Below are 20098 nucleotides of genomic sequence, written 5' to 3'. Positions count from 1 at the left end.
CGCGGCTAGTCGCTGTCATCATCACTATCGACATCTTCCGAGCCGCTCTCGATTGGGGTATCGTCGGTTGAGTCAGTATCGGTGACCGTCACTGAAGTACCGTCATCCGTAGCCGTCGCCGTGGCGGTTGCTGTCTGGTTGCCTGTGGCAGTCGCCGTTGCCGTGTCGGTCGCAGTCGTTGTGGAGACATTCTGGCCGGGAGGCGTGTCGTCGGTACCAGTTTGAGTTGCAGAGGTGCCGTCGTCTGTCGCCGTGGCTGTTGCCGTAGCGGTCAGATCACCGGTTCCCGTCGCGGTCGCCGTCGCCGTCGCCGTTTGATCGCCTGTCCCCGTCGCTGTTGCCGTGTCTGTTGCAGTAATGGTCGCTACATTCTGACTCTCAGGCGTATCGTCCGTTTCGGTATGCGTTACTGAGGTACCGTCGTCGGTCGCGGTCGCCGTCGCTGTCGCCGTTTGATCGCCTGTTCCTGTCGCTGTTGCGGTTGCCGTTGCGGTTTCAGTGTCGTCGTCCAAGTCGTCATCGTCGTCATCATCTTCAATCTTGTTGACCAAACGTAGAAGAATTGCCTCCCTACTATCGGGAGCCGTGGGACCTGTTCCCGGGGCCGGACTTGAGGGAGTTGTGGCTGGCTCGAGCGCCAAGCGCACAAGACTATCCGCCGACAGACCGTACGTGCCCTCCCACGTTGGCGGATCAAGCACGAATTCTCCATAATTACCGCTGTCTATGCCGAAGAGTTCCACATCGTTCAAAGACTGTATGTGCAGTAATTGTGGGTCCGTCCACTCCGTTTCCCACTTAACCAGATAGATGGGATCGCCATCTTTCAGCAATCCGGTGGAAAGCCATGGATCGCCGACATCCAAGACCTGGAGCTCTTCTAAGCTGACCTCTACGCGCTTATTCCAGTCTATGAGACGCCCGGAAAGGGCGCGTGTATCGCCGCCCCAATGCAGGACACCTTCATCATCAGCAAACCAAAGGTGGGGAGTGCCCTGCAGGGAAACGACAGTGCCGGGAGGCAGCGTGACCTCCGCCTGCACTTCCAAGGCCGGAGAAAGTGCGGCAAAAACCAGGACAGCAAAGACGAGGACGCTTATTGGGACCTGAAGGTACTTCACCGGGATCTCCCATCCAGGCAGCGAACAAAGCTGCACAATTCATGCAGCCTTTCGCAGGCGTGACTCCCTACCTTCAACATACCCTAAATGAAAGAGTCTTGACTGTCAAATCTATAAACGTATATGAACTAGGATACAGTCTCCGGAACTGACAGTAATGTGCCTTGAACTAGGTGCTGTATGCTTACGCCGGCGCGGGGAACGCGTCACAGAGATCGAGCACGTCCCGCTGTACTCGCTGCAACGTGGCCGCGTCCTTGCGATTGTGGACTACCTCTGCCATGCCGGTCCCGATGCGCTGCATTTCCGGCACGCCCATGCCGCGCGACGTAACCGCCGGCGACCCAATGCGAATGCCACTGGTCACAAACGCCGAGCGAGTCTCGCGCGGTACCGTGTTCTTGTTTACGGTGATGTTGGCCTTGGCCAGAGCAGCCTCCACCACCTTGCCGGAGGGTCCCTCTTTGCCAAAGTCCACGACCATGAGGTGGTTATCCGTGCCATCGGAGACAACGCGCAGGCCGTGCTCCCTGAGAGTCGTGGCAAGCGCGTCTGCGTTTTCTAGGACGGACTCGCTATACGCCCTGAATTCCGGCGTCATCGCCTCCGCCAATGCTACCGCTTTGCCTGCCATGATGTGCATGAATGGGCCGCCTTGCAGGCCGGGAAATATCGCGCTATCCACCTTCTTGGCAAACTCCTCCTGGCAGAGGATTATGCCGCCGCGAGGCCCACGCAGCGTCTTGTGGGTGGACGAGGTTACGAAATGCGCGTGGGGCACCGGGCTGGGATGGAGGCCGGTGGCGACGAGACCGGCAATGTGCGCCATGTCTACCATGAAGAGCGCGCCGACGGAGTCTGCAATTTCTCTCAAGCGGGCGAAGTCAATGATGCGCGAGTAAGCCGTAGCCCCACCGACGATTAAGCGCGGCTGGCACTCGTGGGCAATGCGCTCCACCTCGGCGTAATCGATGAGCTCCGTATCCAGATTCACCCCATAGGGGACGAATTTATAGACGAGTCCGGAAAAGTTCTTGGGGTGCCCGTGAGTGAGGTGCCCGCCTTGGGCTAGGGACATGCCCATGACCGTATCGCCGGGCTCCAGCATGGCAAGGTAGACCGCGGCATTGGGATTGGAACCGGAATATGGCTGCACGTTGGCGTGTTCCGCGCCGAAGAGCGCCTTTGCGCGATCGATTGCCAGTTGCTCGATCTCATCCACGAATTCGCAGCCGCCGTAATAGCGCCGTCCCGGATAGCCTTCAGCGTACTTGTTCGTAAGAATAGAGCCGCACGCCTCGCGAACCGCTACGCTCGTGTAATTCTCGGAAGCGATGAGTTCCAGGTGGTCTTCCTGGCGTTGGCGCTCTTTCACAATCCATTGGTAGACTGCCGGGTCTTGCCGGGCGATTGACTCTAGTCCGGCGAGATCCTCTTGTACGGCGTCTGCGACGAAGTCGGCGTTTGCTACGAAGTCGGCGTCTGCGACGAAGTTGGCCACGTCTGGGTTTCCTTTCTAGTAATCATTTGTCATGACGGCCAGTACTCCACACACTACGAATGTACGTAAATGGGGCAACGTCTGCGCTCCATGATCCTGCCTTAATCGTAGCACAGGGCCACTCCCTACAGACCACCTTGCGTACCAAATTCGCCGGCAACCGCGAAGGCGCAAACATGGTCGAACGCAGCAGTGGGATCCCTGGAACCTTCATTGGCAAGAATTGCCTGTGCAGGTCATGCGACCTGCCAAGAGTTGGGGTATAGTGAGGTGAAGGGCGTGAAACGCTGCCGGCATGGGAATAAGGCGGTGCTGGATGCAAGAGGCTGAACGTCAGTCAGAGCGAGGGACGGTACAGGTAGAACTGGAGCGGCCGCTCATCTTCGTGCTGACCGCCGCCATCTTGCTGCTTGCGCTAATCTCCGGCATCAACGTGCTCTATTCCTTCCTCTACGCCATGCTCGGCCTCATTGCCCTGAGCTATTTCTGGACGACCCGGAATATCCGCAACCTAACCGTGGAGCGCCATCTTCTCTCCAAGTGGGCGACGCTCGGCGATGAGATTGTGGAGACGTTTCGCGTAGATAATTACGGTGCGCTGCCCGTGCTTTGGGTGGAAGTGAACGACCACTCAGACGTACCCGGTTACGAGGCCGGCATCGTCACCGGACTGGGACCCCGCGAGCACCGGGAATGGAAGTCGCGCGCTGTGTGCAGCCGCCGCGGACTCTATCGTCTGGGACCTCTGCGCGTGTTTACGGGCGACCCGTTCGGCATCTTTCGCGCCACCAAGGTGCTGCCGGATGAAGCGACATTTCTCGTCTACCCGCCTATAACCGAGGTGCCGGGGCTTGCCCTGCCGACGGGACGCCAGACGGGAGAATCACGCTCCTTGCGGCGCGCCTTGCACCTCACCACCGATGCCGCCAGTGTCCGTGAATACGTGCCCGGAGACGCCTTGCACATCATTCATTGGCCCACCACTGCCCGACGCGGCCGCCTACAGACGAAGGAATTCGATATGGAACCGGGCGGCAGCACCTGGATCTTGCTCGACCTGGATAGGTCGGTTCAGGCAGGTGAAGAAGATGAGTCTACGGAGGAATATACCGTTAAGCTCGCCGCCGCATTGGTGTACCGCTTGATACGTGAGCAGAAGTCGATTGGCCTAATTACCTACGGCGACGAGCAACGGGTCTTGCGCGCGAATAAGGGCAGCCAGCACATGTGGCGCATCATGGAGATACTGGCGGTCATTCGTGCCCGAGGCACCGCCAAGGTAGGAGAGGTGTTGTCTGAAGTCGCACCGCAAATCCGGGGCAGCATGAGCCTTATCGTCATTACGCCAAGCACCGACCCCGAGTTGGCGCCAATCCTGGTTAATGTGTCCCGCAGAGGTATACGACCCACAGTGCTCCATCTGGTGCCGGAAACTTTCGGCAGCGCCAAGCCAAGTGCTCCATTGCAGAGTGCGCTTGGCGCCGCCGGGATCTCGTATATTGAAATTGAGCAGGGGCAGGAGTTCCGCACAATCGCCTTGGAAAAGGGCGACGAGGATATCCGGCGCCGCGCACAAACAGTGGAAACCACCGCAACGGGCCGAGTCCATGGTCTGAGCGCAGGCTAGCAGTATGGCGAACTTCGTTTACTCCGACACGTCGTCTGATGACAAGCCGAGCTTGCTTGAAACCTTGCTCCAGAACTGGCTAACCCTCCTGCTCTTGGCTGCCATGGTTCTGGTAAGTTCCTGGGCCATCCATCAGTCCGGCTGGGCAACAGGCACTGAAGCCATCTTTTCCACCGCCACAATCGGCCTGGCCGTGGGCTTTCTTGCCGCCCACACATCGTGGCGAACCCGCAAGGGCTGGCTAATTGGCGCTGCCATCGGCCTTGTCTATTGCTTCTTGCTCGTGAGTGAAGCCCTGCCGCCGGTCGACCGCATTTTCCAAGACGCCTTCGCGCTGCTCCTGAATACGCTCACGTGGATCCTTGGCGCGTTGGGCGGTCTGCTTGGCGGTCGCGGAGTGCCGCAACCGATTCCTCCGGTGGATGCGGCATCCACCTTTGTTACCAATGCCAGTGACTTTGGCGTTCGCTTAGTCGATTGGACGCAGGCAGGTATCAGAGGCACCTACTCTGAGGACAACGGTGTGTTCGTTTTCTGGATCACACTCGTCGGATGGGCAATTGGGTTCGTGGCGACGTGGGGTTTCTTCCGGCACAACGACGTGCTCATTGCGGCAATCGTACCCGGCGTTGCAATGGTCATCAATTTGGCCTACTCCGGCCAGGGGCGTTGGCCCTTCGTCCTGTTTCTCGCCGCGACGCTCCTGCTCATGGTGCGCTTGAATCTTCACGCGCTTCACAAACGATGGGAGTCACGCAAGCTCGACTACGCCACGGAAGTAGGACTGGACGTCTTGATTGCGAGCGTGATTCTGACAACCGCGATTACGTTCATGGCGACCATGGCCCCGCGAGTGGGCAGCAATCCGATATCAGAGACGTTCTGGACAGTTTTCGGCGGTGAGTGGTCGGAGATTGACAACACCACAAAGCGTCTATTCTCAGGCATTCAGAATCCTACCGGCGTAGGTCTCATCTTGGGCTCCGACAATCGTCTCTTTAGCGGGCCAAGGCGATTCAGCCAACCGTACCGCATGTATGTGACAACAGACGAAAGAAACTTCAACGGCTACTGGCGCGGCGCGACGTTCGATGCCTATACCGGCTATACCTGGTACAACACCAGCGGGACGCTGCTCGACCGGAGAGCGAATGAAGAGCCTATTCCACCGCCTCCCGTGAGCTATCGTCGGCCGGCAACTTTCGCGTTCCGCATTGTGGATAGCCCGAGCGACATCGTCTTTGCGCCGGACTTTCCTACAAGCATAAGTATTCCGTACCGTGTGCAGGTAGCGTCCACGGACATACCGCTCGACTATGACCTACTGCGTGCGCGACGCGTTGCGGTGCCCGACCTGGAGTATACCCTGGAGAGCCTGGTTACTACGGCCACAGAAGACCAACTCCTCAACGCCCAGGGCGAGGTCCCCGCGGAAATCCGCCGGTATATGCAATCGCCAAGGTTGCCTCAGCGCGTGGTGGACTTGACGAAGACCGTTGTGCGCGGGAAGGAATCACAATACGAGAAGGCCCTGGCGATCGAGCTGTTCCTGCGGCGAATACCCTATTCGATTGCCATTCCGCCACCGCCTGCGGACAAGGATGCGGTTGACTATTTCCTCTTCGAGGCTAAGCGCGGTTATGCGGACTACTATGCCAGCACCATGGTGGTCATGCTGCGCACGGTGGGCGTTCCTGCCCGCCTGGCCGTGGGATTCGCCACCGGCCGATACGACGTGGCGCAACGAAGATTCGTCGTGACCGAAAAACAGGCGCATACGTGGCCGGAAGTGTATTTCGCGGGCCTTGGTTGGATTCCCTTCGAGCCCAGCCCCAACCAGACGCCTATTGACCGCGGCATTCTCGCATCTGAGATCAGCGGCTCGGCAAACCCTGAACTCGACGAATTCTACGACGAGCTCGGTGATGAGGACTTCCTGGTTACCGGCGCGGCCACCGTGCTTGGCGGGAGTGTACCGGGAACCAGCATACTCGGGGTGGAAGTCCCCAATCTGCCCGATCTCCGCCCGCTACTATTGGTTTTGGCCGCTATCGTCGCAGGCTGGTTCACCTACAGTTTTGTGCAAGAGCGGCGCATGAAACCCCACCAAATGGTGCGGCACGTCTACCGGAAGCTTGTGCGCGCCGGCAAGCTCGCAGGTATACCCGGCTCTACGGCGCTTACCCCCCATGAATACGGTTTTCGGTTGCTCAACGACGTGCACGCGATTTCTGATAAGCGCTTTCCTGATGGTGCGGTACGGGCGATCTGCGCGACGTATGCGGAGTCGCTCTATAGCGGGCAAGGCATCTCATCAACGCAGAAGAACACGGCGGTCAAGGCCTGGAGGCGGCTCCGTTGGCGGCTCTATCGCCGAGGACTACGCTTGGGGGCAAAGCGGCTCATTCCCTTCTTGCGCAAGAGAACGCCCGTCAGCGCTTCTGCAAGCAGTACTCATCAGTAGCATCGCATAAGTACAGAGCGCGTGGACGCCACGCCGGACGTTGCACGTGGCGCATGCGTTATTGCCAGAGGTGAGCATATACTATAGAAGTATCAATCTTTCGTCTTTCAGAATCACAATGACGAGAAAGGATAGCGGACTTGGGTCTTAGCGAAATTCGCGACATTGCGGTCATTGTGCTCGCCCTCGTGTCAGCACTCATGGCGTTTTCAGTCCTCTTTTTGGTACTGTCGGTAGTACGACTTGCCGGCACTATTCAGGACGAGATTAGGCCGCTGCTCCGATCTCTTACCGAGACCAGCAATACGGTAAAAGGGACGACACAGTTTGTAAGCGAAGCCGTTGTGAGGCCCACTGCCAAGGCCGCAGGCAGGACCATTGGCATACTGCGGTTCACACGCACGCTAGTGGATGCCGTAACACGTGTAAGGAAGAGATAGCACAAGGAGCACAAGTTAATGCTAGGGTTTACGGTCGGATTTGCGATGGGAATTTCCCTTGGCATGGTAGTTGGCGGTCTATTGGCTCCGAGCAATGGAGAGACATTCAGAGAGAGCATTCGCCGCCAGATTGAAGTAGCCAGAACCGAAGCCGCGCAGGCGGCGCAAGACACCGAACAGGAGCTCCTCGCCCGCTTCGAGGAAGCGAAGCAGTGAAGAAAGCATGACGCTGGCACACTGGCGCGATATAGCGGTCCTCATCCTTGTCATCGAAGCGCTAATCGGCACCGTACTCTTCTTGGCCTTAACTCTCATTCTCGCGGGCATTGTACGCCGGTCCAACACTGCCCTGCGTGACGTGCTGCACAGTGGTCAGGCTCATGCGGCCAGTATTGCAGCACACACCGATGAGATTTCACGAGAGCGGCTTGTGAAGCCCGTGGTGCGCCTTCACGCGGCCCATGCCGGCGCGCGCGCCTTCCTGCGGAGCTTAGCAAAGAATGTGCCCTTACCTCATCGCTAAGGCCCGATAGTCGCATCGCCCTACTGCACCTGGCACCGCGCATTGTCACACCGCTCGATCACGCTACCTCAGCCATGGTCTGGCCGTGCAGGCGCGCGCTGCCGCTGCTTGGCAGCAACCGCTTATTGTCGCGTGGTAGAGTGCTTTAAGCGAGTTTATTGTAGGCATCGAGCGCTGCCACTTTGTAGCACTCGGCGAGCGTGGGATAGTTGAAGACATTGTCCACAAAGAAGTCGAGCGTGCCGCCAAGGGCCATCGCCGTCTGTCCGATATGGACTAATTCCGAAGCGCCGGTGCCGAGCAGATGGACACCGAGTATGGTCCTGTCGTCGGCGTGAATAAGGAGCTTTACCAGACCATTTGGATCGCCGATGATTTGCCCGCGAGCAATTTCGCGATACCTGGCCACTCCAATCTCATAGGGGATCCCGGCCTCGCTCAGCTCTTTCTCGGTCTGTCCGACCATTGAAGTTTCCGGAATCGTATATATCCCATACGGGAAGAGGTTTGAATTAAAGGAGCCGCCTTCACCAAATGCGTGGCGGGCAGCCAGCCTGCCTTGTTCCATAGAAGATGCCGCCAAGGCCGGAAATCCAATCACGTCGCCGCAGGCATAGATGTGGGGCACTTCGGTTTGAAACTGATCGTTGACTTGCAGCCGTCCCCGCTTGTCCGCCTCCAGGCCGGCGGCGGCCAAGTTGAGTGTATCCGTGTTCCCCTGGCGGCCCCCAGCATAGAGAAGGTGGTCGGCCATAATCGTCTTGCGGCTGCGGGTGCGGGCGACAATGCGGTGTCCCTCATCGCTCACTCCTGCCACCTCTTCGCGAAATCGGAACGTAATTCCCGCTTCCCGCATGTGGTAGGAAAGCGCTTCTCGAATCTCTTCATCGATAAAGTCAAGCATCTCATCGCGTTGCTCGACGAGGGTCACATCTATGCCTAGCGCCGCAAAGATACACGCATACTCGACTCCAATGACGCCCGCACCGACGATTGCGAGACGTTTAGGGAGTTCCTGAAGCATATACACGCCATCGGTATCGATAATTGTTCGGCCGTTGAAGGGCACCATGGCGGAGTGCGCCGGACGACTCCCTGTTGCGATGATGACGTGGCCCGCTTCGATTTCTTCCGCCTTTCCGTCTTCCAAGGCAATGGTGACATGGTGCGGACCGGTAAATTCGGCATCTCCGTAGAGAGGAGTCACACCGTTGCGAGAGAGCTGCAACTCTAATACGTCGGTCTCATTCTTAATGACGTGCTCACAGCGAAACATCAAATCGGCAATCGTGATGTTTTCCTTGACCGTGTACGTGATTCCATAGATATTTCGCTCAAAGAAGCCGGTGAGATAGAGCACTGCCTGCCGCAGGGTCTTGCTCGGGATCGAGCCAGCATTAACCAAGTTGCCACCCACAAAGCGCCGGCGCTCGATGGCAACCACCGACTTGCCAAGCTTCGCAGCTTGAATAGCGGCGCGGTGGCCGGCAGGACCGGTGCCGATGACGACCAGGTCTACTTTTCGCATGCAATAAACTCTCTATGCAAGTGCATACCTATGTCACCTCAGTGGATCGGGCCGCTGACCGCTTCCGTACGATAGAAGGCCCTCATCGCGCCAGCAGCATGTGCTTGTGCCCATTGCCTCGGTCAGTCGCAGCCTACAAGAATCACCTCGATTGACCGCAGTGCGCCTTACTCTAAGTATACCTTCTTAATGGTGAGGCGCAGCCCCTGCAGCGGTAGCACCGCAACAATTAACCGTTTGGTAAAGTACCGGCCGGCTACCGGCCCGGCAACTCTAGGACTCACCACGGGGACGAGACCATTTCAGGCACATCCTTCAATCGTGCGGCCCTATAGTGAGAACGCTGACGGTGAATACCGGGACGCACACTGGCGGCAAGAGAGAATCTTGCCTGTAGTCACCGCCTCACCCGTCAGAAAGAGTCGGTCGGGATACTGAAGTACCGAGATGAACGTCATCCGACTAGCCATTGCATCTCGGCCCTGCTATACTATTTTGGAGCAGAAACACCTCGTTCGCTCTGATTTCCTCGGCTTTGCACTGTTCTTCCGCACCCAATCTCCGCTTTTTTGCGTCCGTTGCATCGCTACCTTCCCAGGATTCCCAGATTAACTACCGTAGATTTGTGCTCTTGTTATTTGAGCTACCAGCATTCTCTCAAACTGCGGCTTGCCAAAGCATCGGCAATTGTGATTCGAATTGTAGCGAAAATTGATTTGCATAGGGATTGCCGCAGTTTTGGACAGCCTTGGTGAGTGCTTAGGGAGACTACTATTCCATTTGTCCTTCCCGCCATGTGACTTGACCTTCTGAACTATTGTCCTACCCTCCATGTCCGGCCTTTACGTCTAATTCCCAATTGCTATCTCATTTCCAGTGATTGCACATCGTTGCGAAGTACATTACCGCCCACCACTCACATTCTCTCTGCTGTGTACAAATCAGAATAGGCCCAGTCAACGTTTTTGTAGTATGAGGTGCTTCCTATGAACGTAAACCACGTCGACCGTCCTGCTGTCGATTCGGAACAACTTGGGTTTCCGCCCTATTTCGAGAAAGTGGCCCTCTTCATTGACCTAGGAAACCTGTATTTTGCGGCCCGCAAACTAAGCATCCGCGTCGACTACACGCGTATGGTGGACGTTCTGACAAAGCGCCGGCGTTTGTTGCGTTCCTTCGCCTATGCGGGCGTAGATCCTCAAAATCCCGAGTCCCAAGGGTATTTGACATGGATGAAGCGCCACGGTTTTCGGGTAGTTACCAAACACCTTCGCCGCTTCCCTGACGGTACCGTCAAGGCAAATCTCGACGTGGAACTCGCTATCGACATGCTCATGATTGCGCCGCACATCGATACGGCGGTACTCGTTTCAGGTGACGGAGACTTTGTCCGGCTGGTGGAAGCAGTTCAGTTCAAGGGAGTGCGTGTCGAAGTCGTTGGACTAGCAGAAATGACGGCAATTGCGCTCATTGACGTTGCGGATACTTTTACGGAATTGTCTGAGCTGGCACCAGATATTCAGATGGCCGTGCCACCGAACGGTACGCGCACACCCGCACCTGAAAGCACTGTGCCCTCGACGCTGGCGCACGACGGTTCTGACTCCTACGTCTCCTACAGCACACCAAGTGAAACGCCGGAAGAAGCCTCCGACCGGAAAGGCGGCCACTACTACCCGCGGCCACACGATGAGGGGAAGTGAGCAGTGGGTCCTCCGCTTAGCTGCGCGCCAGGGCTTTGGAAAGAAGCGCCGGCCGAGGAAATTGCAGAGGCATGCAACGCTGCTCAGTTCACGGGCTTGGAGCAGAGAGGTTCGCGGTTGCCGGCACTGCTGGCAACTCAAGACCGACTAGCAGAGTCCGGAGTCGTGCTGTCGGCGCTAACGCTGCACCAACCCTGGTACGACCGCGCCATTGCGTCTACGCATCGCCCGGCCTTGCCGCAATTGCTCGATGGACTTGCCGCCCTGGAACCGGAATTCTGCATTCTTTCCGTCCCAGGCTCCAATGAGCGCATGTCCACCGCCGGTTGGCCGAACGCAATTCGCTTCGACTCACTTTCAGATAGTGAGCATGCATCCCTCGTCGACACGGTACAGAGTGTGGCTGATATGATTCGCTCTGTCGGCGTGCAGGTAGCGTTTCGTCCACGACTTGCTTCCTTCATCGAGACCGAAGACGAGATGGAGCGATTTCTTGAAGATACCGAGCCGGAACTCATTAGCCTGGCTCTTGACTTGGGCCACCTCGCCCTTATGGAGATTGATGCCCTGGAGATCATCAAGCGCCATGGAGCGCGGATTACGTATTGCTACGTGCGAGACCTCGACGAACAGCTGACAAACGACATCCACATTGGATTGCGCAGCCTGCCAAGTGCGGCAGCCGCGGGGCTCTTTGTGCCGCCGGGGCAGGGATGCGTCTCTCTCTCCAATGTGCTGCGCCCGCTGCTTCTTGCAGAAGTCTGCCGGTGGTATACGCTTGACTTGCAGGCTGACACCACTGATCCCTGTGAGGCGCTGGACATTACGTACGACTACATGGCGGCAACTGCTGCCGCGCAAGGAAAGTGAGGCATGGCGGGACAAATGCGACGTAGAAACCTCTTGGCGACAAGTGCGGCCATCTTGGGTGCGGCCGCGTGCGGCCCGTTTCGCGGTGAGGATGAACCGGATATCGTGCGTACGATTCCAGAAGCACAAGTCAATCCATGGGGCGCCAACGCATTTCTCCACAAAGAGGTTGAGACCTGGAAGAAAGAGAAGACCCTCGAGATGGCTCGAGATGCCGGCATCGTGTGGATCAAGCAGCAATTCCCCTGGAGAGAGATCGAGCAGAGCCAGAAGGGCGACTTCTTCGATCGGACGTGGCAAAAGCCGACGTGGCAAAAGTTTGATGAGATTGTGGATCTTGCGGAGCAGTTTGGTATAAAACTGATCGTCCGCATCGACCGCAGCCCACTTTGGGCGCGAGCGGACGGCCAGCCGTCAGAAGCTCCTCCGGCAAACTTTGCTGACTTTGGCGACTTTCTTGCCGAACTGGCAGACCACTACAAAGGGCGCATTTCCCACTATCAGCTCTGGAACGAACCCAACCTCGCGCATGAATGGGGCAGCCCCCCGGACCCTAAAGGCTACGTGGACCTTCTTCGCACCGGATACCAACGCATTAAAGAGGTAGACTCCTCCATTAAGGTACTAACAGCCCCGCTGGCCATCACCCTGGAACGATCCCCACGCGCCATGGTCGAGCTAGACTACCTGGAAGAGATGTATCAACACGGTGCCGCCGACTATTTCGATATAATGTCGGCGAACGCCTATGGGCTCGAGTTTCCCCCAACCGCGTTGCCCGACCCCAATGTCCTCAATTTCCGCCGCGTCGAGCTCTTGCGTGAAATAATGGTGCGAAACGGAGACGAAGGCAAAGCGGTCTGGTTCAATGAATACGGCTGGAATGCTTCTCCTCCTGACATGGCCGACGAAAAGCTGATCTGGCGGCGCGTCGAGGAGGAAGAACAGGCGGCGTGGACCGTTGAAGGCGTAAAGTACGGTCGCTCTAACTGGCCGTGGGCCGGCGTCTTCTGCATCTGGTACCTGCGGCAGGTAGGCGACATTCCTCCCACTTCATCTGAATACTACTTCCGCATGGTTGACCCGGAATTCACCCCAAGACTGGTCTACAATGAGGTGAAAGACAACTCCAAGAAGATCAAGTAACCTCACTTTGGCTTGGCTTCCCGGGGCCTTGCCTGCCACAAATCGATGTCGCTGACAGTCTGCCGGCAGAGCGCGACGACGCATACGACAGGCGTCAGTTTGTACCCCCTCAGTTTGCGACTCCACCAGGTATGCGAGAGAATCTGATTGTGTCCACTGTTGCTTCTCACCCGGTACGCTATACTAGCAGCAATAGCCGTAAGACTGGAGAAGCAGACAGATTGCCTGCGTAGCGTAGGGAAAAGAGCCATGGACACCAAACAGAAGTACGAAAAATACGTCGTCACAAGCCACGCACCCGCGATGCCGCCCGTTGAGGTCTCCCATGCCCAAGGGGCGACGATTACAGCCGCGGACGGTACAACGTATTTGGATGGATTCGCAGGCTACTCCGTGGTGAATGCCGGGCACAGCAATCCCGAGGTCCTCGCCGCCGCCAAGAGCGCCATGGACCGCCACGTGCACGTGGGGAGCTACCTCTACTATGCTCCCGCGGTGGCCGATCTCGCAGAAAAGCTGGCAGAACTTACACCGGGTCGGCTGGAGCAGTCCTTCTTTGGCAACAGCGGCGCTGAAGCCGTTGAAGGCGCGCTCCGCATCGCCAAGACATATACCGACCGCACCGAGTTTATTTCCCTGCAATACTCATTCCATGGCCGCACCCTTGGCACGCTTAGCCTCGGCGGCAACGCCCGCCGCAAACGCCGCGCCGGACCGCTGACATCGGGTGTGGCTATCGCACCGGCGCCGTACTGCTATCGCTGCCCGCTCCACCTCACCTACCCTTCCTGCAACGTGGCTTGCGCCGACGAAGTCGAACGGGTATTCGAGACCCAGACCACCGGCAATGTCGCCGCCATGATTGCGGAGCCGGTGATGGGAGAAGCCGGCATTATCGTGCCGCCGCCTGAGTACTTTCCAAAAGCAAAGCGCATCGTCGAGCAGAACGATGCCCTCTTCATCGCCGACGAAGTTCAGACTAGCTTTGGACGCACAGGATCGATGTTTGCCAGCGAAGACATTGGTGTTGAGCCGGACATACTCACCTCGGCCAAAGGCATAGCCAATGGTTTTCCGCTCAGCGCCTTTACGACCCGGCGGGAAATCGGCGAATCATTCTTGCCCGGCGACCACTTCAGCACATTTGGCGGCAACCTCGTATCGGCGGCGGCAGCTATAGCAACTATCGATTTCCTGGAACGCGAAGACCTGCCCGCGCACGCAGAGTATGTTGGACGACACGTGCTGGACGCTCTTGCGACGTTTCGCGACGACCATCCCCTGATTGGCGATGTCCGGGGCAAGGGGCTCATGATCGGGCTCGAACTCGTGACCGACCGCGAAACCAAGAATCCCGCGCCGGACGAGGCAAAGCAAGTCCAAGAAGAATGCCGGAGAGCGGGCCTCCTCATTGGTTGCGGCGGATTCTATGGGAACGTCTTGCGCTTCCAGCCGCCTCTCATAATCACGCTGGCGCAAGCCGATCGCGCCCTCGACATTCTCGATAGTGCCCTGTCGGCTGTGGAAGAGTCTGCCGCAGTGCTCACCACATAGTGAGCGGCGAGCGGTCCAACACACCGGAGACGAATGCTGTCACGTAGCTACGTGGGTTGCTGCCCTTGCACTCGTGTTCCATCCAGGTTGATTCACGCCTGTCCCGGCCCAGAACATACGCCGTACGACCTTACGCCCACACAGACTCCCGCAAACGATATAAGATGGAATAAGGAGCCCGTACGGCCGCAAATATCAACCTGGGAACTGGTGCACAGCGATGAAGCACATCCTGCTCCTTGGCGGAACTAACCCGGCGCATCAGCCGAGGGACGTAGCCGCGTATGTTGCAGACCACCTAGAGATGACTGGCGAGGTCAAGGTTACGTTGACTGAGGACGCCAGCATCCTCGAAACTTCTGCCGTCGACGCCTACGATGCGATCTTGCTTTATCTCAACACAAAGGATGCGCGCTGGCCGCAAGCCAGAGAAGCGGCGTTTCGCAAGGCGTTGTCGCGGGGAAAAGGGTTGCTGGTCCTGCACGCGGGTGTCTTGAGCTTTCGCGGCTGGGAAGACTACACGCGACTTATCGGCGGCTCACCCTCGCCCGATTTCTACCATCCGCCCTATGGCCCATTCCCCGTGCAAATCGACGACTCCGCCCACCCTATTACGGCCCGCATGGTGGACTTTGCCGTGCGTGACGAACTCTACGCCAACATACAACTGACGCCTGAGGCGCATCTTCTTGCCCACGCCACGCTGAATGGGAACGTGCAGCCTCTCCTGTGGGTGGTCGAACACCCTCAAACGCGCGTGTGCACACTTCTCTTGGGACACGATCGAGCTGCTTTGCAGTATCCGGGCGCGTCAACACTCTTGCGGCGCGGTGTGGCCTGGGTAGCCGGCGCATTGTAATCAGCAAGCAATTCCTGCCTCCACTGGGGAGAGTAAAGCAACACCGGTGACAACCTTAGGGTACATACTGCTTTGGTGGCTTGCGGTGCAAGTCATCTGCCTGGTGACATTTCCTCTTACCTGGCTGCTCTTCCGACACATGCCAATGGGCGGATACCCGTTCGCAAAGACCCTTGGCATTCTTCTCTTCGGCTTCGTCGGTTGGCTTCTGATGTCGCTGCGCATCTTACCGAATACACTGTGGGCGCTCATCGTCGTCCTCGTCCTCCTCAGCGCACTTTCGGCGGTCATTGTGCGCCGCTCCCATTGGCGCTGGCAAGACGTACGTGAGGCCGTTGGGCATCAGTTGTATGTCGCAGAAGTCCTGTTCTTCGTACTCCTGTGTGGATACGCGGTACTGCGTCAATATGCCCCCGAACTCATGGGCACCGAGAAGTTCATGGACTTCATGATGGTGAATAGCATCCTCCAATCGACCTCTTTCCCTCCCCACGATGCCTGGGCCGCGGGACTTACCATCAACTACTACTACTTCGGCTACCTCATGGTGGCGTTTCTCACCCGACTCACCTTTATTCCCTCAGCGATCACCTATAATTTGGCGCTGGCGCTCTTCTTTGCCCTGAGTGGACTGGGTGCCTACGGCATTGGCTACAGCCTGGTTAAGTTTTTCCAAGCCGCAGGTGGGATCGTCGAGCCGCGCAAAGGAACGCTCACCGGTCTCTTTGCCGTATTCCTGCTCCTCTTCATCGGAAATCTCTTCACTATCTGGAAAGCCTTAACCGAGCCGGAAATACTCCGTCAAGGGTTTTGGTTCGGCATTGGCTGGAATGCCACCCGTGTGGTCCAACGCGTGGAAGGCGATACGCTGCTTGACTACACGATCAATGAGTTCCCGGCATTCAGCTTCATCTTGGGCGACATGCATCCGCACGTCATGGCGCTGCCCTTCGCCCTGCTCGCCGTCTTCACGGCGCTCACGTGGTATGCAAGACCTGACTACCCGCCTGTGCCCCTGTCATTCCCTCCAGATTGGAAATCCATCTTGGCGGTGCTTACCGTCGCGAGAGTCAGCCGTGTCGTGCTCAGTGCAATCATCTTCGGCGGTTTATACTTCCTGAATTCGTGGGACTTTCCCACCTATTTTGTACTGCTAACAGCGTTCGTGCTTCTTTCGCTTCGCGTAAGAGGCGAGTGGACGCAGTGGAGAAACGCGCTCATTTGGGTAGGCGCCACCGGTGTTTTGGCCGTGGTGCTCTATGCACCGTTCTACCTCACCTTTGATCCGCCTGCGCAGGGAATCGGCCTGGTGCCCTACCGGTCAGACGTCGGCCAGTTCTTCACCTTGTTTGGCATCTTCCTGGTGCCTATAGGCGTGCTCCTGACGATAACTGGCATTCAGACCACTTTGCGTCGCATCATGCCGGAATCCTCAGCACGTAAGTCCCAACCGCGAGGGCGGAAGGCACGACAGCAGCGCCGCCGTGCAGACAGTGGCTCGCAGCAGCCCCCCACCCCCGCACCGGAACCCAAGGCACGCAGGGAGTTCTATCCACCTTACGCGCTTTGGATCCTTGGTTGGGTCGCCATAACGCTGCTGCTCGCGCGGCTCTTCGATACGGCTGCTTTGGCAATCATTGCCCTGAGCCTCGTGGCAGGGATCGGCATTCTACTCTGGTGGCGTGACTACAGTGACCCGTTGCCCCTGGTGCTGGGTATGATCGGACTAGCCGCACTCCTCGTCTTGACGAGCGAGATACTTTATGTAAAGGATTTCTACGGCCCGCCGAACATGCGCATGAACACCGTCTTCAAGCTCTACTTTCAAGTCTGGACTCTTCTCGCGCCGGTAATGGCTTTCGCGATCTACTATGCGAGAATCTGGCTGCGGGAGAGGCAACGTCCGTTGAGTTGGGCATTTCGCGCCGTCACGATATTGCTCGTGCTCAGCGGTTTCTATTACAGCGCCCTTACTGCGCCTATCTTTGCGTCATTTCAACGCGAGCCGCCGACTTTGGACGGCACCAAGTTCTATGCCCGCGATCATGCCGACGAAGTGGCGGCAATAGCGTGGTTGCAGGAGAATGCCGCGTCAGATAGCGTGGTAGTAGAAGCTTCCGGCCAGGAATATAGTCTGTACAGCCGGGTAGCGGCGTTTACGGGATTGCAGACGGTGCTAGGGTGGCGGCAGCACGAGAACCTCTGGCGCAATGACTTCAAGCTTGTTCTCGAACGTGAGAACGATCTCCAGCTGTTCTACGTGACCGCGCCAAGAGATGGTGCGGAGGCGCTCTTGCGCAAATATGACGCTGACTATATCTTCGTAGGTGACTGGGAGCGGCAATTGTACGGCCAGGACGTGGATCACCTTCTCAACTGGTTCCCCGTCGTGTTTCAGAGCGGCGACGTGTATGTGCTGAAAGCCAATGTCAACTAAGAAAGCAGCCCCAACCGGGGCGCAAGCGAAACCGAGCACGTCTCGATCGCGCAAGTCACGTCCTCCTGCGGACCCGGTGGTAGCCGATTGGCCGGCCATCGCGACGTGGCTGCGCGCCGAAACCCCCTTCGGACTCTGCCGCTGGCAATTGCTCGTTTTTCTTGCGGTGCTGGTGTTTGTCGTATTCACTCGCTTTTGGGATCTGGGCACGCGCGCCTTGCACCATGACGAGAGCATGCATGCCCGCTTTGCGTGGGACATCTACCGCTCATTCGATTATCGCTACAATCCGGTGTTGCACGGACCGTTCCAGTTTTACTTCACCGCCTTCATGTTCTTCCTCTTTGGCGTTAGCGACGCCGTAGCGCGCTTTGGACCGGCACTCTTTGGCGTGATCTCCGTGCTGCTGGTCTTCCCCCTTAAGCCTTACCTGGGACGGGGCGGCATGGTGCTCGCCGCGGTACTCCTGGCAATTTCGCCACCGTTGCTCTACTTTTCACGATTCGCGCGCAATGACATCTACGTGGTGGCATGGACGATGCTCATCCTGCTGGCGCTCTTTGGGTGGCTGCATACCAGACACCGAGAGTACATCTATCTGGGAGCAAGCGCGGTGGCGCTCTCATTGGCCACCAAGGAAAACACCTACATTACGGTGGCAATCTTTGCAGCCTTCATCGTGGTCCGCTTCTTGCAAGAGCAGTTTACGCCCGGTCTTGCCGGACGCCTGCCCAGCCATGAATCAGTGAAGAGCGCGCTCGCCGATCTGTGGAGCGATTGGCGGCTGCTTATTGCCGGAATTGTGACGTTTCTCTTGGTGTTCGTTACCTTCTTTACCGCGTTCTACACCCATCCCCAGGACTTTGCAAGCGGCGTAATCAAGGCGCTTGAGTACTGGCTGGCTCAACAAGACGTGAGCCGGGGCAACCAACCTATTTGGTACTACTTCATGCAGGTGCCCCTTTATGAACTCATCGTGGCGGTGTTTGCGCTGCCGGCGCTCTGGTTTCTCACGCGCCGAGGGAGCCTGACTGATCGCTTCCTTTGCTTCTGGTTCGTGGGAGCAGTCGTGCTCTATTCCCTTGCCGGCGAGCGCATGCCCTGGCTCGTGCTGCACCTTTCGCTGCCAGGTATCTTGTTGGTCTCACGATTCCTGGGACAGAAGTTCGCCGAGCCCAATGGTATACGCCGGCATCGTGTTGCTCTCACCCTCTTTCTCCTCATTGGCGTCTACGCCTTGCATACCGGCCTGCCACTGGCATTTGCGCATGGCGATACGCCGCGCGACTTGCTGGTGTACGTGCAGACGACCCCAGATGTACCATTCGTGGCAGCGCAGATTGAGCAGATGTCTCGCAAGCTCACAACCAATACTGAAATCGTTGGCATTGTAGACAATGAAGATTCCTGGCCGTTTGCGTGGTATCTCCGCGACTATAGAAACGTAGGCTACATATCCAAGATCGGCGATCCGGGCGAGGCGGCATTCGTGATCGTGACTGCCAGCGAGGTCGAAAACGCGCGCGAACACCTCAGCAACTACGTACCGTTCCGCTATAAATTGCGGTGGTGGTTCCCCGAAGACCTGTACCGGGAATTACGCCCGACGTTCATACTGGACTTCATCACCAATGACACGACCCGCAGAAACTTCACGGCGTGGCTGGTAAGCCGCAAAATGCCCAAACCCATCGGCTCGCAGGACTTCTATTTCTTCGTACGGGGCGATCTGGTACAACTGCTCTAGACTTCACAGAAAGGCTTTCCGTCATCCTGGTGCATGAGAATGGCCTGGATTTCGAGTGTTTCCCCTCACCCCGTATCGTGAACAGGGAAAAGCCTCACCCTCTTCCACCGGAAACTCCCGTATCTCAGGGGCACGGGCCAAGCTCCTCGGCAAGCTCAGAGCAGGCTTTGCGTAACTTCGGCCGGAGGCGAAAGGATTACTCTCTCCCTGGGAGACCGTCTCAGAAATACATCGCTCCGTGTAGACTTGCCCTTCGACAGGCTCAGGGCGAACGTAACAGGCAATAATCCGTTCGTGCTGAGTGCTGCGCGAAGCCCTTGTCGAAGCACGGTTAGGCTTATTGAGTCGACTTATGAGAAAGCTTCCTGGGGAGAGGGTATTCTTGCCAATTCAGTTTCCCTTCCCTGAGGAGACCTGTGCGTTAACTGCGCGAAACCGGTGAGTATGGGCTGGATTGCCGTGAACTCACCCTCACCCTTGCTTACTCCCGGCGTAAAGGGGAACTCTTTCTCAGCTTTGAGGACGTTGCGCCGGTCTCCAGCAGAGCGGATTGTGGAACCGCGTACATGCGGCTGTGG

General features: G+C 57.5%; 15 protein-coding genes. 12 read left to right on the top strand and 3 right to left on the bottom strand.

Translation table 11 applies throughout. From position 1 onward, the window contains the following. Window positions 1–5: 5 nt before the first annotated feature. Window positions 6–1121 carry a hypothetical protein gene (locus OXE05_01650; GenBank protein ID MCY4436021.1) on the bottom strand — a complete coding sequence of 372 codons (1116 nt, stop codon included), beginning with the start codon at window positions 1119–1121 and terminating at the stop codon, window positions 6–8. Between the two features lie 184 nt (window positions 1122–1305). Further along, window positions 1306–2532 carry a serine hydroxymethyltransferase gene (locus OXE05_01645; protein ID MCY4436020.1) on the bottom strand — a complete coding sequence of 409 codons (1227 nt, stop codon included), beginning with the start codon at window positions 2530–2532 and terminating at the stop codon, window positions 1306–1308. Between the two features lie 406 nt (window positions 2533–2938). On the opposite strand from OXE05_01645, the gene OXE05_01640 reads away from it, so the two are divergent. The 5 genes from OXE05_01640 (at window position 2939) to OXE05_01620 (ending at window position 7676) form a co-directional block, all read left to right on the top strand. Next, complete coding sequence (locus tag OXE05_01640) at window positions 2939–4249, top strand: DUF58 domain-containing protein (GenBank protein MCY4436019.1); 1311 nt, start codon at window positions 2939–2941, stop codon at window positions 4247–4249. A gap of 4 nt (window positions 4250–4253) precedes the next feature. After that, window positions 4254–6713 carry a transglutaminaseTgpA domain-containing protein gene (locus OXE05_01635; protein MCY4436018.1) on the top strand — a complete coding sequence of 820 codons (2460 nt, stop codon included), beginning with the start codon at window positions 4254–4256 and terminating at the stop codon, window positions 6711–6713. A 140-nt stretch (window positions 6714–6853) separates the two neighbouring features. After that, window positions 6854–7153 (top strand): hypothetical protein, encoded by a 300-nt coding sequence (locus OXE05_01630; GenBank protein ID MCY4436017.1) that lies wholly within the window; start codon window positions 6854–6856, stop codon window positions 7151–7153. Between the two features lie 18 nt (window positions 7154–7171). Next, complete coding sequence (locus OXE05_01625) at window positions 7172–7369, top strand: hypothetical protein (protein ID MCY4436016.1); 198 nt, start codon at window positions 7172–7174, stop codon at window positions 7367–7369. A 7-nt stretch (window positions 7370–7376) separates the two neighbouring features. Then, window positions 7377–7676, top strand: coding sequence for a hypothetical protein (locus OXE05_01620; GenBank protein ID MCY4436015.1), 300 nt, complete (start codon window positions 7377–7379; stop codon window positions 7674–7676). Window positions 7677–7821: 145 nt separating this feature from the next. Here the strand turns inward: OXE05_01620 and sthA are convergent, their stop codons facing one another. Continuing rightward, window positions 7822–9204 carry a Si-specific NAD(P)(+) transhydrogenase gene (gene sthA / locus OXE05_01615; protein MCY4436014.1) on the bottom strand — a complete coding sequence of 461 codons (1383 nt, stop codon included), beginning with the start codon at window positions 9202–9204 and terminating at the stop codon, window positions 7822–7824. A gap of 986 nt (window positions 9205–10190) precedes the next feature. On the opposite strand from sthA, the gene OXE05_01610 reads away from it, so the two are divergent. From OXE05_01610 to OXE05_01580, 7 genes are all read left to right on the top strand, one after another. Then, the gene (locus OXE05_01610) at window positions 10191–10907 is read left to right on the top strand and encodes an NYN domain-containing protein (GenBank protein ID MCY4436013.1); all 717 of its coding nucleotides are present in this window, start codon (window positions 10191–10193) and stop codon (window positions 10905–10907) included. Between the two features lie 3 nt (window positions 10908–10910). Continuing rightward, window positions 10911–11777, top strand: coding sequence for a TIM barrel protein (locus tag OXE05_01605; protein ID MCY4436012.1), 867 nt, complete (start codon window positions 10911–10913; stop codon window positions 11775–11777). A gap of 3 nt (window positions 11778–11780) precedes the next feature. Then, complete coding sequence (locus OXE05_01600; GenBank protein ID MCY4436011.1) at window positions 11781–12923, top strand: cellulase family glycosylhydrolase; 1143 nt, start codon at window positions 11781–11783, stop codon at window positions 12921–12923. Between the two features lie 249 nt (window positions 12924–13172). Then, on the top strand, window positions 13173–14477 hold the full coding sequence (locus OXE05_01595; protein MCY4436010.1) for an aspartate aminotransferase family protein: 1305 nt from the start codon (window positions 13173–13175) through the stop codon (window positions 14475–14477). Between the two features lie 220 nt (window positions 14478–14697). Then, window positions 14698–15336, top strand: coding sequence for a ThuA domain-containing protein (locus OXE05_01590; GenBank protein MCY4436009.1), 639 nt, complete (start codon window positions 14698–14700; stop codon window positions 15334–15336). Window positions 15337–15382: 46 nt separating this feature from the next. Next, the gene (locus OXE05_01585) at window positions 15383–17773 is read left to right on the top strand and encodes a DUF2298 domain-containing protein (protein MCY4436008.1); all 2391 of its coding nucleotides are present in this window, start codon (window positions 15383–15385) and stop codon (window positions 17771–17773) included. Then, entirely contained in the window at window positions 17763–19520 is a 1758-nt protein-coding gene (locus OXE05_01580; protein MCY4436007.1) for a TIGR03663 family protein, read from the top strand. Before OXE05_01585 ends, OXE05_01580 begins: the two co-directional genes overlap by 11 nt. The last annotated feature ends 578 nt before the right edge of the window (window positions 19521–20098 follow it).

The sequence above is a fragment of the Chloroflexota bacterium genome (assembly GCA_026710945.1).
In the GTDB taxonomy this organism is placed as follows: Bacteria; Chloroflexota; UBA11872; order VXOZ01; family VXOZ01; genus VXOZ01.
This window is presented reverse-complemented; position numbering and strand designations above follow the sequence as displayed.

Coding starts and splice junctions, on each gene's coding strand:
- OXE05_01610 (MCY4436013.1), top strand. CDS start 10,191: ATGAACGTAAACCACGTCGACCGTCCTGCTGTCGATTCGGAACAACTT.
- OXE05_01600 (MCY4436011.1), top strand. CDS start 11,781: ATGGCGGGACAAATGCGACGTAGAAACCTCTTGGCGACAAGTGCGGCC.
- OXE05_01635 (MCY4436018.1), top strand. CDS start 4,254: ATGGCGAACTTCGTTTACTCCGACACGTCGTCTGATGACAAGCCGAGC.
- OXE05_01625 (MCY4436016.1), top strand. CDS start 7,172: ATGCTAGGGTTTACGGTCGGATTTGCGATGGGAATTTCCCTTGGCATG.
- sthA (MCY4436014.1), bottom strand. CDS start 9,204: ATGCGAAAAGTAGACCTGGTCGTCATCGGCACCGGTCCTGCCGGCCAC.
- OXE05_01640 (MCY4436019.1), top strand. CDS start 2,939: ATGCAAGAGGCTGAACGTCAGTCAGAGCGAGGGACGGTACAGGTAGAA.
- OXE05_01620 (MCY4436015.1), top strand. CDS start 7,377: ATGACGCTGGCACACTGGCGCGATATAGCGGTCCTCATCCTTGTCATC.
- OXE05_01595 (MCY4436010.1), top strand. CDS start 13,173: ATGGACACCAAACAGAAGTACGAAAAATACGTCGTCACAAGCCACGCA.
- OXE05_01590 (MCY4436009.1), top strand. CDS start 14,698: ATGAAGCACATCCTGCTCCTTGGCGGAACTAACCCGGCGCATCAGCCG.
- OXE05_01580 (MCY4436007.1), top strand. CDS start 17,763: ATGTCAACTAAGAAAGCAGCCCCAACCGGGGCGCAAGCGAAACCGAGC.